General features: G+C 58.6%; 14 protein-coding genes. 5 read left to right on the top strand and 9 right to left on the bottom strand.

From position 1 onward, the window contains the following. Window positions 1-306 precede the first annotated feature (306 nt). The 3 genes from ACNAZS_RS07440 (at window position 307) to ACNAZS_RS07430 (ending at window position 2,317) form a co-directional block, all read left to right on the top strand. Window positions 307-798, top strand: a complete 492-nt coding sequence (locus ACNAZS_RS07440; protein ID WP_415787775.1) for a methylated-DNA--[protein]-cysteine S-methyltransferase — start codon at window positions 307-309, stop codon at window positions 796-798. 86 nt (window positions 799-884) lie between these two features. Next, the gene (locus ACNAZS_RS07435) at window positions 885-1,490 is read left to right on the top strand and encodes a DNA-3-methyladenine glycosylase I (protein WP_415787773.1); all 606 of its coding nucleotides are present in this window, start codon (window positions 885-887) and stop codon (window positions 1,488-1,490) included. 11 nt (window positions 1,491-1,501) lie between these two features. Further along, window positions 1,502-2,317 carry a DUF4377 domain-containing protein gene (locus tag ACNAZS_RS07430; protein ID WP_415787771.1) on the top strand — a complete coding sequence of 272 codons (816 nt, stop codon included), beginning with the start codon at window positions 1,502-1,504 and terminating at the stop codon, window positions 2,315-2,317. A gap of 35 nt (window positions 2,318-2,352) precedes the next feature. Here the strand turns inward: ACNAZS_RS07430 and ACNAZS_RS07425 are convergent, their stop codons facing one another. Genes ACNAZS_RS07425 through ACNAZS_RS07415 form a run of 3 tightly spaced genes read right to left on the bottom strand, consistent with a single transcriptional unit; the run spans window position 2,353 to window position 4,666 of the window. Next, a complete protein-coding gene (locus tag ACNAZS_RS07425) occupies window positions 2,353-3,171 on the bottom strand; it encodes an ABC transporter substrate-binding protein (RefSeq protein ID WP_415787769.1) in 819 nt (272 codons plus the stop codon). Then, window positions 3,168-3,926, bottom strand: coding sequence for an ATP-binding cassette domain-containing protein (locus ACNAZS_RS07420; protein ID WP_415787767.1), 759 nt, complete (start codon window positions 3,924-3,926; stop codon window positions 3,168-3,170). Before ACNAZS_RS07420 ends, ACNAZS_RS07425 begins: the two co-directional genes overlap by 4 nt. Next, complete coding sequence (locus ACNAZS_RS07415) at window positions 3,923-4,666, bottom strand: ABC transporter permease (protein ID WP_415787765.1); 744 nt, start codon at window positions 4,664-4,666, stop codon at window positions 3,923-3,925. The genes ACNAZS_RS07420 and ACNAZS_RS07415 overlap by 4 nt, the downstream gene beginning before the upstream one ends. A gap of 137 nt (window positions 4,667-4,803) precedes the next feature. On the opposite strand from ACNAZS_RS07415, the gene ACNAZS_RS07410 reads away from it, so the two are divergent. Together ACNAZS_RS07410 and ACNAZS_RS07405 are read left to right on the top strand one after the other, a co-directional pair. Continuing rightward, the gene (locus ACNAZS_RS07410) at window positions 4,804-6,063 is read left to right on the top strand and encodes an RNA-guided endonuclease TnpB family protein (protein ID WP_415787763.1); all 1,260 of its coding nucleotides are present in this window, start codon (window positions 4,804-4,806) and stop codon (window positions 6,061-6,063) included. 194 nt (window positions 6,064-6,257) lie between these two features. After that, a complete protein-coding gene (locus tag ACNAZS_RS07405; RefSeq protein WP_415787761.1) occupies window positions 6,258-7,394 on the top strand; it encodes a substrate-binding domain-containing protein in 1,137 nt (378 codons plus the stop codon). A gap of 32 nt (window positions 7,395-7,426) precedes the next feature. Here ACNAZS_RS07405 and ACNAZS_RS07400 read toward each other — a convergent pair whose 3' ends face one another. The 6 genes from ACNAZS_RS07400 to ACNAZS_RS07375 all read right to left on the bottom strand — a co-directional run bounded on the left by ACNAZS_RS07400 (window position 7,427) and on the right by ACNAZS_RS07375 (window position 13,802). Beyond that, complete coding sequence (locus ACNAZS_RS07400; protein WP_415787759.1) at window positions 7,427-8,293, bottom strand: formate dehydrogenase accessory sulfurtransferase FdhD; 867 nt, start codon at window positions 8,291-8,293, stop codon at window positions 7,427-7,429. Continuing rightward, window positions 8,290-8,676 carry a hypothetical protein gene (locus ACNAZS_RS07395; RefSeq protein WP_415787757.1) on the bottom strand — a complete coding sequence of 129 codons (387 nt, stop codon included), beginning with the start codon at window positions 8,674-8,676 and terminating at the stop codon, window positions 8,290-8,292. Before ACNAZS_RS07395 ends, ACNAZS_RS07400 begins: the two co-directional genes overlap by 4 nt. 71 nt (window positions 8,677-8,747) lie before the next feature. Next, complete coding sequence (locus ACNAZS_RS07390) at window positions 8,748-9,944, bottom strand: formate dehydrogenase subunit gamma (RefSeq protein WP_415787755.1); 1,197 nt, start codon at window positions 9,942-9,944, stop codon at window positions 8,748-8,750. Between the two features lie 12 nt (window positions 9,945-9,956). Continuing rightward, the gene (locus ACNAZS_RS07385; RefSeq protein ID WP_415787753.1) at window positions 9,957-10,184 is read right to left on the bottom strand and encodes a hypothetical protein; all 228 of its coding nucleotides are present in this window, start codon (window positions 10,182-10,184) and stop codon (window positions 9,957-9,959) included. After that, the gene (gene fdh3B / locus ACNAZS_RS07380) at window positions 10,181-10,825 is read right to left on the bottom strand and encodes a formate dehydrogenase FDH3 subunit beta (RefSeq protein ID WP_415787750.1); all 645 of its coding nucleotides are present in this window, start codon (window positions 10,823-10,825) and stop codon (window positions 10,181-10,183) included. The genes ACNAZS_RS07385 and fdh3B overlap by 4 nt, the downstream gene beginning before the upstream one ends. Before the next feature lie 10 nt (window positions 10,826-10,835). Continuing rightward, the gene (locus ACNAZS_RS07375) at window positions 10,836-13,802 is read right to left on the bottom strand and encodes a formate dehydrogenase subunit alpha (protein WP_415787748.1); all 2,967 of its coding nucleotides are present in this window, start codon (window positions 13,800-13,802) and stop codon (window positions 10,836-10,838) included. Window positions 13,803-13,962 lie beyond the last annotated feature (160 nt).

The raw sequence follows: 13,962 nt of genomic DNA, 5'->3' as shown, positions 1-13,962 counted from the left end.
TATGCAAGAAATGTAAGCGTACGCGTCACCCCTGTCCCGCGATATTCGCAGTTACCACACTGCGGGTTCTACGAACAGTGACACCCGGCACCCGACGGATTTCGCGTGTAATTGCCCTATGCCTGCCGGTGCACCACCACTTTTCACGCCAAGACTCATGACGAAAATTCAAGCGCAAGAACACGAGTGCGACATCGACCACTTTATTTCTACACTGGGGGCCTGTAATCGCCCCGTACGTCCGCCCAAACGCCATCCGTCGTCAAGACTCTACACTTCACCACTATCGTGAAAGGAGCCCTCCTCATGTCCTACACCTGCAAAACCATCGCCTCGCCGGTGGGCGAGTTGACGCTTGTCGCCCAGGGCTCGGCGCTCGCCGCCATTCTGTGGGAAAACGAGCGGCCAGGTCGTGTCCGTATGGGGCCGATGGTCGAAGATGCGCAACACCCCGTTCTGATCGCAACCGAACGACAACTGGCGGAATACTTCGCCGGCCGGCGCGAGCACTTTGATCTACCCCTGACGTTCTCCGGTACGACATTCCAAAAGCAAGTCTGGGCCGCCCTGCTGACCATCCCGTACGGCCAAACCCGCAGCTATCGCGATATCGCCATTCAAGTCGGCCGGCCCAAGGCCGTACGTGCCATCGGTGCCGCCAATGGACGCAATCCGATTTCGATCGTGACGCCTTGCCATCGCGTCGTGGGCAGCTCGGGCGACTTGACCGGGTTCGCGGGGGGCTTGCAGGCCAAAGCACTACTGCTAAAGCTAGAATACCGTGCCCCGATGCCGTAACTAAGGGGACCTGGCCCTTGGCAACCACGCCCGCACGCGTCCATGTACCCGCGTATCATCACGACATCCCTTTCCGCGGAGATCCCATGAACTCACCCGCTGCCGTCATCATCGGCGAAGACGGACTGGCACGCCCTCCCTGGGCTGCGCAAGACCCCTTATTGCGACATTACTACGACACGGAATGGGGTATGCCCGTGCGTGACGAACACGGTTTGTTCGAACGCCTGAGTCTCGAGTGCTTTCAGTCAGGTCTCTCGTGGGCAACCATTCTGCGCAAACGCGAGGCGTTTCGCGCCGCATTTCGCCAGTTTGATCCGGACGTCGTAGCGACATTTACGCCGCGGGACGTCGAACGGCTGATGGCCGATAGCGGCATTGTGCGCAACCGGGCGAAAATCCTGGCCACCATCAATAACGCCGCAGCCACCATCGCGTTGCGGGCCGATGGCGGATTGGTGGAGTTCATCTGGTCGTTTCAGCCTGCGGAAACCCCCGCGCCGAGCACACTGGAAGAAATCCCCACCCTATCCGAGGCGTCCACCGCCTTAAGCAAAGCCCTGCGTAAACGCGGTTTTTCCTTTGTCGGGCCGACGACCATGCATGCGCTGATGGAGGCCACGGGGATGATAGACACTCATCTCATGGGCAGTCACCGACGAGGTAGCTCGGGCGTCTGGAAAACCACTTGAGATCAAACTAGATGAAACCTTTACTCTTGCGCTTTTTACTTGCCGCCACGGTAAGCACACTGAGCGCTTGCGCCATGAATGCCAACACGCCGTCATCCTCCCATACGCCCATGTCCGATGCCGCAACGACTGCACCGGCCACCCTATCGGCCTATCACTGGGATTTGGCCGAAGCGCGCGACGCCAGCGGCGCCGAGCAAACCACATGGGTGCCTCCCAAAACACGTGGCGGAGCACCCTTGCGCCTGGACTTCAGCGACCAGCGCTTGTCTGTGTCCGGCTTGTGCAACCGCCTGGGCGGAAGCTATAGCGTCGACACAAATAAAATTACCATCTCTTCTATCGTAGGCACCATGATGGCCTGCAACGACGAAGGGGTCATGCAGTACGAACAAGCCGTCGGTCAGCGCCTGCCACAAGCCACCGTCTGGAAAATCAGCGAAAGCTCAACAGGACCTCGGTTAACACTCGGCTTTACAGATGGTGCGCAATGGACTCTGGCCGGTACGCCCACCGACGCAACCCGCTACGGCAGCACTGGCGAAATTCAGTTTCTGGAAGTTGCTTCGCAACGCGTAGCGTGCTCGCACCCGCTTATCCCCAACATGCAATGCCTGAATGTGCGCGAGATTCAATACGACGCCACGGGCATCAAGACTGGCCAGGGAGACTGGCAGGCCTTTTACAACGAGATCGAAGGGTATGTCCATCAACCTGGCGTACGCAATGTACTACGCATTAAGCGCTACGAGCGCGCACAAGTACCTGCCGATGCATCGCGCTATGCCTATGTGCTGGACATGGTGGTTGAAAGCGCACAGGAATAAGGCCCCAGCGAATACGCTCGGGCCTCCCTGGCTTTTTACTTTTCCGCGTTCGGGAAAAACAACTGCTGGCCATTGACCTTGTAGCTGGCAATCGTGTCTTGCCCTGCTTTCGAGGTCACCCAATCCACAAACTGCTGGGCTTCTTTCGCTTTAACGTGCGAAAACTTGGCGGGATTCACGACCATCACGCCATACTGGTTGAACAGGCGCTTGTCGCCTTCGACCAGGATCTGCAGGCTGCCGGGATTCTTAAAGTTGAGCCAGGTCCCACGATCCGACAGCACATAGGCCCCTGTCGAGGACGCGATGTTCAGTGCCGGCCCCATGCCGCAACCACAGGCTTTGTAGCCCTTGCCCTTGTCCTCGACGCCAGCGGCCTTCCAGAAACGCAACTCTGCCGCATTCGTGCCGCTCTTGTCGCCACGCGACACAAAATCGGCATTCTCCTTGGCCAACTTGCCCAAGGCCTGAACGATGTCGTCGCCCTTGATGCCCGCCGGATCCTTATCAGGACCAATCAACACGAAATCGTTGTACATGACGGGATAGCGTTTCGTGGCGAAGCCCTCGGCCACGAATTTCTCTTCGGCCACTTGGTCGTGCACGAACAGCACATCGGCATCACCGCGACGCGCCGTATCCAGTGCCTGGCCCGTGCCCTGCGCGACCACTTTGATATCAATGCCGCTAGCTTCTTTAAAGGCAGGCAACAGATGCGAGAACAAGCCCGACTGCTCGGTAGAGGTCGTCGAGGCCATGACGATGGTTTCCGCATGGGCCACGGGGGCTGCCAGTGCGGCGGCCGTCAACAGCACGGGTACCGCCATGCGCCACAAACGTGTAGAGAGTTTCATAATATGCGTTCTCCTTTCAGAAACAAGCTGGCTGCCTCGGGCAATGAACCATAGAAAAAATCATCGACCGACAAATCCGCGATCACGTGACCGCGCTCTAAATAAATCACGCGCCGCGCCAGTCGCTTGACCTGCCCCAGGTTGTGACTACTGAACACCATGGCAGGTGAACCTGCCATGGTATGTTGTGCACTCGCCAGTCCGTCGCAGAGGTCGCCGGCCCGAACAAAATCGTCCATCATTTGCTCGACCTCACGTTTGGCGTTGGGATCCAAACTGGCCGTGGGCTCATCCAATAACAACACCTCGGGATTCAGTGCCCAGGCACGCGCCATGGCCAATCGCTGCTGCTGCCCCCCTGAGAGCGCCTTCGCGCTACGCGTGGCGAGTGCTTCCATGCCCACCCGCGCCAGCGCGGGTCTGGCCTGCGCACGTGCCTCACGCCAACGTGTCCCGCGCAACCACAACCCCAAAGCCACATTGTTCAAGACTGACGTGCGCAACAAGTACGGCTGCTGAAACAACATCGCCTGACGCTTACGCGCCACACAGAAAGCCTGACCGCGCGTAGGTTGTAATAAACAATGCAGCAAACGCAGCAACGTGCTCTTGCCGCTGCCATTTGCCCCCACTAACGCCACACACTCACCCGCGCGTATCGTCAACGACACCTTGCGCAACGCAGGCACGTTGCCAAAATCCACGTCGACGTCACGTAACTCAAACAGCGTAGTAGGTAGTGGCACGATCGTCATGCGCTGGCCCCCGCCGCACCAAATAAGCCGGATAGCCCGGCGTCACGACGCTCACGCCAACGCCGCACCACCGCAGCCAGCAGATTCAACAACAGCACGACACACAGCAATAACATCCCTAACGCCAGCGCCAACGGCAAATCGCCCTTGCTCGTTTCCAGCGCAATGGCGGTGGTCATCACGCGCGTATAGCCCTCGATATTGCCGCCCACGATCATCACCGCTCCTACCTCCGAAATCGCCCGGCCAAATCCAGCAATCACAATCGTCAGCAACGTAAAACGCTCATCCCATAGCAGCAACAATCCGCGCAACCACGATCTCGCGCGCAACGAGCGCAGTTGCTCGCCATGATGCCGTTCCGCATCGGCAATGGTTTGACGTACCAGCGCCGTCACGACGGGACAGACCAGCACGGCTTGGGCCAACACCATGGCCTTAAACGAAAACAACCAACCCAAAAATCCCAACGGACCGGAATGCGACAACAATAGATACACCACCAGCCCCACTACGACAGACGGCAACGCCAGCGACGTATTCAGCAAGACCAACACCATGCCACGACCACGAAAATGCGCGGTCGCCAGCCACGCCCCCGCCGCCATCCCCACTCCGCACGCCAACACGCAGGCACACGCACTCACGGCGAGCGAGCGCCACACAATGGATAGCAACACCGAATCGGCCGAGGCAATCAGCGCAAAAGCGGTCGTGACACTTTCAGAGAGCGTGTTCATCATTTGCTCCGAGAAACCTCGGCATTCATGCCGGGGAGGAAAGGAGCGCAGCCGTCAGGCTGCAGGATTGGTCTGATTTGAGTCGATGGCTGGATGAATATCCCGTTATTTGGTTTGGTGTGGATAGTATCTTGGGTATGCAAACCAAACGTGCCTACCGATTCCGGTTCTATCCCACGCCCGAGCAAGCGACTACGCTGGCTCGTACGTTTGGCTGTGTGCGTATGGTCTATAACCACATGCTTAATCTTCGTTCGACGGCTTGGGCCCAGCGGCAAGAGCGCCTGGGGTATCACGCGACCTCGGCTGCACTGACGGCGCTGAAAAAGACGCCGGACTATGCCTGGTTGAACGAGGTCAGTAGTGTTCCCCTGCAACAAACGCTGCGCCATTTGCAAACGGCGTTCGTTAATTTCTTCGCGAAACGCACGGGATATGCGCGATTCAAACGCAAAGACGGTCCGCAATCGGCCGAATACACCGCCAGTGCCTTTCGCTGGGGTGGTCGGTCGCTCAAATTGGCGAAGATGCGCGAGGCGCTCCCGATTCGTTGGTCCCGTCAGATTCCGAAGGCTGCGAAGGTCACTACCGTCACCGTCAGCAAAGACTCCGCAGGACGATATTTTGTCAGCCTGCTGTGCGACGACGTTGTGGTGCAGAAACCCCCGACGTCGAGCTGTATCGGCATTGACCTGGGATTGACTCATTTTGCGACCCTCTCAACCGGAGAAAAAATCAATGCGCCACAGGTCTTTCGACAACATGAAGCCAAGTTGGCCAAGCTGCAACGCCGCTTGGCCAGGAAACAACGCGGATCGGCCCGTCGTGCCAAGGCCAAGCTAAAAGTCGCCAAACTGCATGCGAAGATCACAGACACCCGCAGGGATTTCCTGCACCAGCTCTCCACCCGGTTGATCCACGAAAACCAAGTGATCGCCGTAGAAAGCTTGTCTGTGTCAAATATGCAGAAAAACCGCTGTCTTGCTAAATCCATCGGCGATGCCGGGTGGGCGGAGTTCGTGAGACAGCTTGAGTACAAAGCACGTTGGGTCGGACGAGACGTCGTGCGGGTGGATCGCTGGTACCCCTCCAGCAAGCGCTGCCACGCTTGCGGGCACGTGTTACCTAAGCTGCCGTTGAACGTGCGGCGCTGGTCCTGCCTCAAATGCGGCACAGACCACGACCGTGACCTCAACGCAGCGCATAACGTATTAGCCGCCGGGCTGGCGGTGTTAGCCCTTGGAGAAACGGTAAGACCTGAGTGCATGAGTGTTGATGCGCAACGGCTCGGTTCTGTGAAGTGGGAATCCCTTTCCTTCAGGGAAGGAAGCAGTCAAACAGTGCGAGGGATGTACAACATGGCAATGTCTAGCCTTATTCTTGGCCGCACGGTCTGACACACAGTCGAGACCGAATCATGGCCTCAATCCGAGGCCAATCCGAAGCATGCAAATAAACATATCGACCTATGCGGCAATGCCCAGAGCGTATCCCACCCGACTGCAGCTAACCATATGAATAGATTTGCATAGGAACCGTCATTTCGTCGAAGATAACAGTTCAGAATCGGCATTTAGGGCATACTTCCGCCGTGCATCGAATCGACCTTTCCTATCAAGTGGGCGCCACCTCGGCCGCTCCCGCGACCATTGGCAACGCGCTGATGGACTTACTGTTCGCCGTGCGCCAACACGGCTCGATCTCGGGCGCCGCCAAGGCACTGGGCCTGTCGTACCGCCATGTCTGGGGCGAGCTCAAACGCTGGGAGCAGATCCTGGGCCGTACACTGATTGTCTGGGACAAAGGCCAACCCGCGCGGCTGAACGAGTTCGGCGAAAAGCTATTGTGGGCCGAACGCCAGGCCCAGGCACGACTGGCTCCGCAAATCAACGCCCTGCGCGCTGACCTGGAACGTGCGTTCGCCATGGCATTTGATGACGCCGCCCATGTCGTGCCGCTGTACGCCAGCCATGACCAAGCCTTGGGTGCGCTGCACGAGCATGCCGTAGCCAGCAAGCAGCTCTATCTGGATATCAGCTATACCGGTAGCGTCGACGCGATCCGGGGACTGAACGAAGGCCGTTGCGTCATTGCCGGCTTTCATACGCGTCAGGATCCGGTGCCGGGCTCGCTGACCGAGCGTATCTACAAGCCCTTGCTCAAGCCTGGACTGCACAAGATCATCGGCTTTGCCCAACGCAGCCAGGGCCTGATCGTCGCGCGCGGCAACCCCAAGAACGTGACCACACTGGCCGACTTGCGCCGTCCCGGCGTGCGTTATGTGAATCGTGCATTAGGTACGGGCACCCGCACGCTATTCGACGAACTGTTGGAGCAAGCCGGCATACTCGGCTCGACGATACCCGGATACGAACGCACCGAGCCCTCACATAATGCAGTGGCCCATGCAATTGCAGGCGGCCACGCTGACGCTGGCTTGGGTATCGAACCCGCGGTACGGGGACATGCGCTGGATTTCATCCCGCTGGTGCAAGAAAATTACTTTCTGGTCTGCCTGAAATCAACGTTGGATCAGCCCTCGACTCAGGCCCTGCTCTCCATCCTGCGCAGCCCGCAATGGCAAGCCACACTGTCAGCGATGCCAGGCTATGAACCACTGCAAAGCGGTCAGGTGCTGTCCATGCGGCGCGTGTTGCCGTGGTGGACGTTTCCCACACAGAAACCACAACGATCAAAAATACGGGCCAAGCGCTCTGCCCGTCAATAATGCGATCGGACAAACAAGACCGCGAACGGCTACTACCCGCTCTGCGCGGCCACACGCGACGCCGCGAGCTCCGGCTGCAATATCAGCCGCTCTGGCGCGGTATAGCAAACGAAATGCCGATTGACCGCCCGACCAATCGCACACAAGCCCAATTGACCGGCTATCTCGTACCCCATCTGGGTCATACCGCTGCGCGACACCACGATCGGCACACCCATCTGCGCGGACTTCATGATCATCTCGCTCGTCAGTCTGCCCGTCGTATAGAAGATCTTGTCGTCCCCGCGCTGTTCGTCCTGGGGCTGCATCCACATCCAGCCCGCCAGCGTATCAATCGCGTTATGGCGACCGACATCTTCGACAAACATCAACATCTCCGCGCCCCGGAACAGCGCACAGCCATGCACGGATCCCGCGGATTTATAGGTCGTTTCCTGCAGGCGGATGGCACTGAGCAGGCCATATAACTCGGCCTGCGTCACATGCGCCTGCGCGGCGAGCTGAATTTGATCCAACTCTTCCATCAGGCCACCAAATACGCTGCCTTGACCACAACCCGTTGTCACCACGCGCTGGGAGGTACGCGCCTCAATGTCAGTAATACCGTCACGGGTCTCAACCGCGGCGGCGTTGACCTCCCAATCGACCATGATGGATAGCACATCCTCGGCATCGCGAATGAGTCGCTGATTACGCAAATACCCCAGCACCAATAACTCGGGCATGGCACCCAGGGTCATCAGCGTAACGACCTCGCGTCGGTCGACATAAATGGTCAACGGACGCTCTGCAGGGATGGACACGGTCTCGATCGAACCATGCTCGTTGACGACGCTGACTTCGCGTGTCAACGGCGCGCTTGCTTGCGTCAGTCGAGGCAATGCACGAGGCACGGTCACTTGGGCTGTTGCTTACCCGCACTCTCGGGTTGTGCCGAGCTGGGCGGCTGCTTAGCCGTTTCGGCCGGCGAGTGTGCGCCGGAATCTTCGCGAGATTGCGTCGATGCTTCCGGTGCATAGGCAAACGGGCCTGGGTCGGTACAGGCAGGCGTGGCCACGGGCTCCGGCGCAGTCTTACCGTCCGCCGTCAGACGCGCTCGATATTGCTCGACCACCTTGTCCTGCGACGCACACAGCTTGTACGCCGTCACCTTGGTGGTCCACGCCGCCTTGGCTTTAGCCTCGGCGGCCTTGGCCTGATCGTCGGGACTGGGCGCGGCCCAGGCTGCACGTGCGCCAAGCACAATCAGCGCCAGTGACCCTATTGCGAATCTCGTCTTCATGCGTCTTCTCCTTCCATGGCAATCATGGCTCGGACCACCGTGCAAGGCCACTTTGCGCATGATCGTCTGACTCAATGCGAACCGGATGTCGGCCGTACCAACGCTTGACTACGTCCCTTCGACGCCCGGTGGGTAGTGCGTTGCGCGGGGACCTTGCCCGACTTGATATCGTCATACCAGACATCGTGGTGTTCACGGGCCCAGGTTTCATCGACGTACCCGGTTTTCATGGCCTTGTACGCGCCTTTCATTCCGATGGTGCCCAGATAAATATGCCCCAGCAACATGCACATCATCAGTATCACTGACACCGCGTGAACCATGTGGGCGATCTGCATATTGCCGCGCGTATACATCAGCCCTGGCACGACACGGTCCAGGAACAAGCCCGACACCACGACCACCACACCCAGCAACAGCATGCCGACCCAGAACATGATTTTCTCGCCGGCATTGAAACGGCCCGATGGCACATGCTGGGGCCGCAACAATCCACCGCCCTTGCGTATCCACGTCCAATCGTAACGCCGCCAGACGTTGTCCTTGGCAAAGGTGATCAGCACCACGATCAACGACACGGCAAACACGGGGCCAACGAAATTGTGCGCGGTTTTCAGGAACCAGGTGACGCTGCCGAAGATAGCGCTACCCATCCACGGCAACATGAAGAACTTGCCGAAGGCCATCACGATGCCGGACAGGGCCAGGATGACAAACGCTGTCGCATTCACCCAATGCGCCGCACGCTCAAAATAGGTAAAGCGCTCGATCTTGCGGCCGGTTTCGGCACCGTGCACCTTGATCGGCCCTTTGGCCAGATAAAACAAGGCAATCGCCACAAAGGCAATCAGCAGTAACGCGCCGCCATAAGGCACCAGCCAATGATTGCGCACCTGACGCCACGCCTCACCGGCAGTGGTGTACTGCGAGCCTGGATACTGGACAAAGCGTTGGATCAACACGCCCGCCTCGGGCGCCTGGCTGCGTGGCAGGCTGCTATACCCCGGCTCTCCGGAATTCACCTGGCGCCATACCGGTGCGTTATTGCCAGGTTGTACCTTGGTACGTTCGGCATTAGTCTGCTCGGCATAGCCGGGCAGCTCATTGGCATCGGGCTTGACCTCAAAAATATTGGCGCTCTGAATGCCACCCAGACCGCCGCCCGCGGGCGTAGCCTGCTGCGCCGCCGCAGGGGCGAACAACACGGCGACCATCAACAGTGCCGTGCAGAATGCCCCCCAACGGGCTGTGAAGAATGACCGTACCATGGCAGCCTCCGGTCAGTGAATTTTGTTGTATTCGTTCTGTCCGAGCTGAGTCCGCTTTTTCAGCTCGCTCGTCCAACTGGCCTTGTCTCCCTGCGTCCAGCCGGGCGCTACAAAATTACTACCCGTACCGGCGTACTCGGGCTTGCCCTGGCTTGAGTCAGACGTCAACTCCTGCGAAGGCTCCGAGCAAGCCGATAGCGCCAGGACACACATCACGAAGAACCCCGTACGCGTACTCATGGCTTGCTCTTTGCGTCAGGTGCGGGTTGCTGTTGCGCCGGCGGTTGTCCGGCTTGCTGCGACCCATAAGCCGTTCCCCAGCCCCATACCTCGGCACCCTTGCCACGCTGCACGACGCGAGTACGGAAAATGTCCGCCACCACGTCGCCATCGCCTGCCAACAACGCCTTGGTGGAACACATTTCCGCACAGGCCGGCAACTTGCCTTCGGCGAGACGATTGCGGCCGTATTTCTCAAACTCGGCTTCGCTGCCGTGCTCCTCGGGACCACCCGCACAGAACGTGCATTTGTCCATTTTGCCGCGCACGCCAAAGGCCCCTTCGGATGGAAACTGCGGCGCGCCGAACGGACAGGCGTACGAGCAATAACCACAACCGATGCAGGTATCCTTGTTATGCAGCACCACACCTTCTTCGGTGCGATAAAAACAATTCACCGGGCACACGGCCATGCACGGCGCATCACTGCAATGCATACAGGCCACCGAGATGGACTTTTCGCCGGGCACACCGTCATTCAAGGTCACCACGCGACGGCGGTTCACTCCCCAGGGAATTTCGTGTTCGTTCTTGCAAGCCGTGACGCAGCTATTGCACTCAATACAACGTTCTGCGTCACAGACAAATTTCATTCTCGCCATGGCGATCTCCTCAAGCCTTTGCGATATTGCAGATCGTGGTCTTGGTTTCCTGCATCATCGTCACGGAATCGTAGCCGTACGTGGTGCCGGTATTGACCGCTTCGCCACGCACAATCGGTGCGGCGCCTTCCGGGTAACTCGCTAACATGTCCACTCCCTGCCAATGACCTGCAAAGTGAAATGGCATAAACGCCGTGTCGGGACCGACCCGCTCGGTCACCAGCGCCTGCACATTCAAACGCGCGCCGGTGGGGGTCTGCAACCATACCCGATCGCCATTCTGAATGCCGCGATCGGCAGCGGCCTTGGGGTTGATCTCGACAAAGGCCTCTTGCTGCAACTCGGCCAACCACGGATTGGAACGTGTTTCGTCACCCCCCCCCTCGTACTCGACAAGACGCCCCGACGTCAGAATGATCGGGAATTTCTCATAGAGTTTGTCTGCCACGTTCTTTTGCTGCAACGACGTATAAAGCGTCGGCATGCGCCAGAATGTCTTCAAGTCTTTGTGCGAAGGATACTTGGCGACCAGATCCGGCCGCGTGCCATAGATAGGCTCGCGATGTTGCGGAATCGGATCGGGGAAGTTCCACACCACCGCCCGCGCCTTGGCATTACCAAACGGATAGCAGCCGTGGTTTTTCATGACCACGCGGATGATGCCGCCGGAGGAATCTGTTTTCCAGTTTTTGCCGTCAGCCGCCTTTTTCTCCGCATCGGTCAGTTCATTCCACCATCCCAGTTTCTTGAGCAGCACGTGATCGAACTCCGGATAACCCGTCGTCAGATCCGCGCCCTTGGAATGTGAGCCGTCTTCGGCCAGCAAGCTGACGCCGTCGCGTTCCACGCCAAAGTTCGCCCGGAAGTTGCCACCGCCATCCATCACGTTCAAGCTGGTGTCATACAGATTGGCCGTGCCCGGATGCTTCATCTCGGGCGTGCCCCAACAGGGCCATGGCAAACCGAAATAATCACCCGTCAAGTCGTAACCGGTTTCGGCGTCTTTGCCGCCCTTGGCACGCAAGGTCTTCACATCGAACACATGCATATTGCGCATATGTGCTTTCAGGCGTTCGGGGCTTTGGCCGGTGTAGCCAATCGTCCAGCAACAGGCATTCATCTCGCGCAGCACATCCTCGATCACCGGCTCGTCCATGCCCTTGACTTTTTGCAGCTCGTAGTTCTTGACGAACTCTTTGCCAAAGCCGAGTTTTTCAGCCAGCTGATACATGATCATGTGATCGCTGCGGCTTTCCCACAGGGGTTCAATGACCTTTTCACGCCACTGCAAAGAACGGTTCGACGCGGTACACGAGCCACTGGTCTCAAACTGCGTGGCGGCCGGCAACAAGTACACCGCCCGATTGGGATTGAGGTCTTCGGGTTTGCCAGGCATGGCGGCCATCGCGGCGGTGGCAGAAGGATAAGGATCCACTACGACCAGCAGGTCCAGCTTGTCCATCGCCCGCTTCATCTCCAGGCCGCGCGTCTGTGAGTTGGGCGCATGCCCCCAATAGATGACGGCCTTGAGGTTGGTGGGTTGATCCAAGACCTCGGGGTCTTCCAACACACCGTCGATCCATCGCGAGACGGTGATGCCGGGTTTGGTCATCAACTCAGGCGAGGCATAGCGGCTCTTGATCCATTCGTAGTCAACACCCCAGGCATTCGCAAAGTGTTTCCACGAACCTTCGGTCAAGCCGTAGTAGCCGGGCAATGAGTCCGGATTGGGACCGACATCGGTCGCGCCTTGCACGTTGTCGTGGCCGCGGAAAATATTGGCGCCTCCGCCCGATCTGCCGATATTGCCCAAGGCCAACTGCACGATACAGGAGGCACGCACCATGGCGTTACCGATGGAGTGCTGGGTCTGCCCCATGCACCACACCAACGTACCCGGGCGATTTTCATGCATCGTCTTGGCCACGCTGAACATGGTGTCTTCGTCGACACCGCACACATCGAGCACCTTTTCCGGGGTCCACTTTTCCAACACGTCGGCCTTGACTTGATCCATGCCATAGACGCGGGCATCGATATAGGCCTGATCTTCCCAACCATTCTTAAAGATGTGATACAGCAGACCGAACAAAAACGCGACGTCCGTACCCGAACGAATGCGGACGTGCCTATCTGCCTTCGCGGCGGTCCGCGTAAAACGCGGATCCACCACGATCATCTTGCAGCCCGTTTCCTTGGCATGCAGCATGTGCAGCATCGACACGGGGTGCGCTTCGGCCGCGTTCGAACCAATGTACAAAGCGACTTTGGAATTCTGCATGTCGTTGTACGAGTTGGTCATGGCACCGTAACCCCAGGTATTGGCCACTCCCGCCACCGTTGTGGAGTGACAAATACGTGCCTGGTGATCACAGTTATTGCTGCCGAAATAGCTGACAAACTTGCGAAACAGGTACGACTGCTCGTTGTTGTGCTTGGACGACCCGATCCAGTAGACGGAATCTGGCCCGCTCTCCTTGCTGAGCTTCATCAACTGAGCGGAAATTTCGGTCAATGCCGTGTCCCAACTGATGCGCTCGTACTTGCCATTGACCAGCTTCATCGGGTAACGCAGGCGATGCTCGCCATGACCGTGTTCGCGTACGGCGGCACCTTTGGCACAATGTGCCCCCAGGTTGATGGGGGAATCAAACACGGGCTCTTGGCGCACCCAGACACCGTTTTCCACCACGGCATCGACCGCACAGCCCACAGAACAGTGCGTACAGACGGTACGCCGGACGGAAGTTTTAGTCTTGCCGACCAAGATTTCTTGGGTTTCAGCGGCATCGGCCCGGCGCACCAAGGCCAACGGCGCAGCAGCCAGGCCGGCACCCACTCCGATACCCGAACGACGCAAAAACGAGCGGCGATCCATCGTCGGCAAAGCCTGCGACAAGCCCCGGCGCAGGCTTTGCACGAAATTTGATTCGGCCGCGTTATCGCTCGCGGCAGCAGTTTTTTTAGTAAGTAACATGCCTTACTCCGTCAGACGAGCGTGGTTTTGTAATAGCGTTTGACGTGTTCGCTCAGGTGGTAACCCCCCCCACTCTTGGGAATCGGCTTGGCATCCGTTGCGGTTTGAGCGGCTTGGCGGGACTCTGGCAGCATGGCCGCACTAGCGGCCGCGGGGGGGG

It is taken from the genome of Bordetella tumulicola (assembly GCF_965138755.1).
Classification (GTDB): domain Bacteria; phylum Pseudomonadota; class Gammaproteobacteria; order Burkholderiales; family Burkholderiaceae_B; genus Bordetella_A; species Bordetella_A tumulicola.
The sequence above is the reverse complement of the archived record's forward strand: the minus strand, read 5'-3'. Positions and strand labels throughout refer to the sequence as shown.

Coding starts and splice junctions, on each gene's coding strand:
- ACNAZS_RS07425 (WP_415787769.1), bottom strand. CDS start 3,171: ATGAAACTCTCTACACGTTTGTGGCGCATGGCGGTACCCGTGCTGTTG.
- fdh3B (WP_415787750.1), bottom strand. CDS start 10,825: ATGGCGAGAATGAAATTTGTCTGTGACGCAGAACGTTGTATTGAGTGC.
- ACNAZS_RS07375 (WP_415787748.1), bottom strand. CDS start 13,802: ATGTTACTTACTAAAAAAACTGCTGCCGCGAGCGATAACGCGGCCGAA.
- ACNAZS_RS07410 (WP_415787763.1), top strand. CDS start 4,804: ATGCAAACCAAACGTGCCTACCGATTCCGGTTCTATCCCACGCCCGAG.
- ACNAZS_RS07385 (WP_415787753.1), bottom strand. CDS start 10,184: ATGAGTACGCGTACGGGGTTCTTCGTGATGTGTGTCCTGGCGCTATCG.
- ACNAZS_RS07390 (WP_415787755.1), bottom strand. CDS start 9,944: ATGGTACGGTCATTCTTCACAGCCCGTTGGGGGGCATTCTGCACGGCA.
- ACNAZS_RS07415 (WP_415787765.1), bottom strand. CDS start 4,666: ATGAACACGCTCTCTGAAAGTGTCACGACCGCTTTTGCGCTGATTGCC.
- ACNAZS_RS07420 (WP_415787767.1), bottom strand. CDS start 3,926: ATGACGATCGTGCCACTACCTACTACGCTGTTTGAGTTACGTGACGTC.
- ACNAZS_RS07395 (WP_415787757.1), bottom strand. CDS start 8,676: ATGAAGACGAGATTCGCAATAGGGTCACTGGCGCTGATTGTGCTTGGC.
- ACNAZS_RS07435 (WP_415787773.1), top strand. CDS start 885: ATGAACTCACCCGCTGCCGTCATCATCGGCGAAGACGGACTGGCACGC.
- ACNAZS_RS07440 (WP_415787775.1), top strand. CDS start 307: ATGTCCTACACCTGCAAAACCATCGCCTCGCCGGTGGGCGAGTTGACG.
- ACNAZS_RS07430 (WP_415787771.1), top strand. CDS start 1,502: ATGAAACCTTTACTCTTGCGCTTTTTACTTGCCGCCACGGTAAGCACA.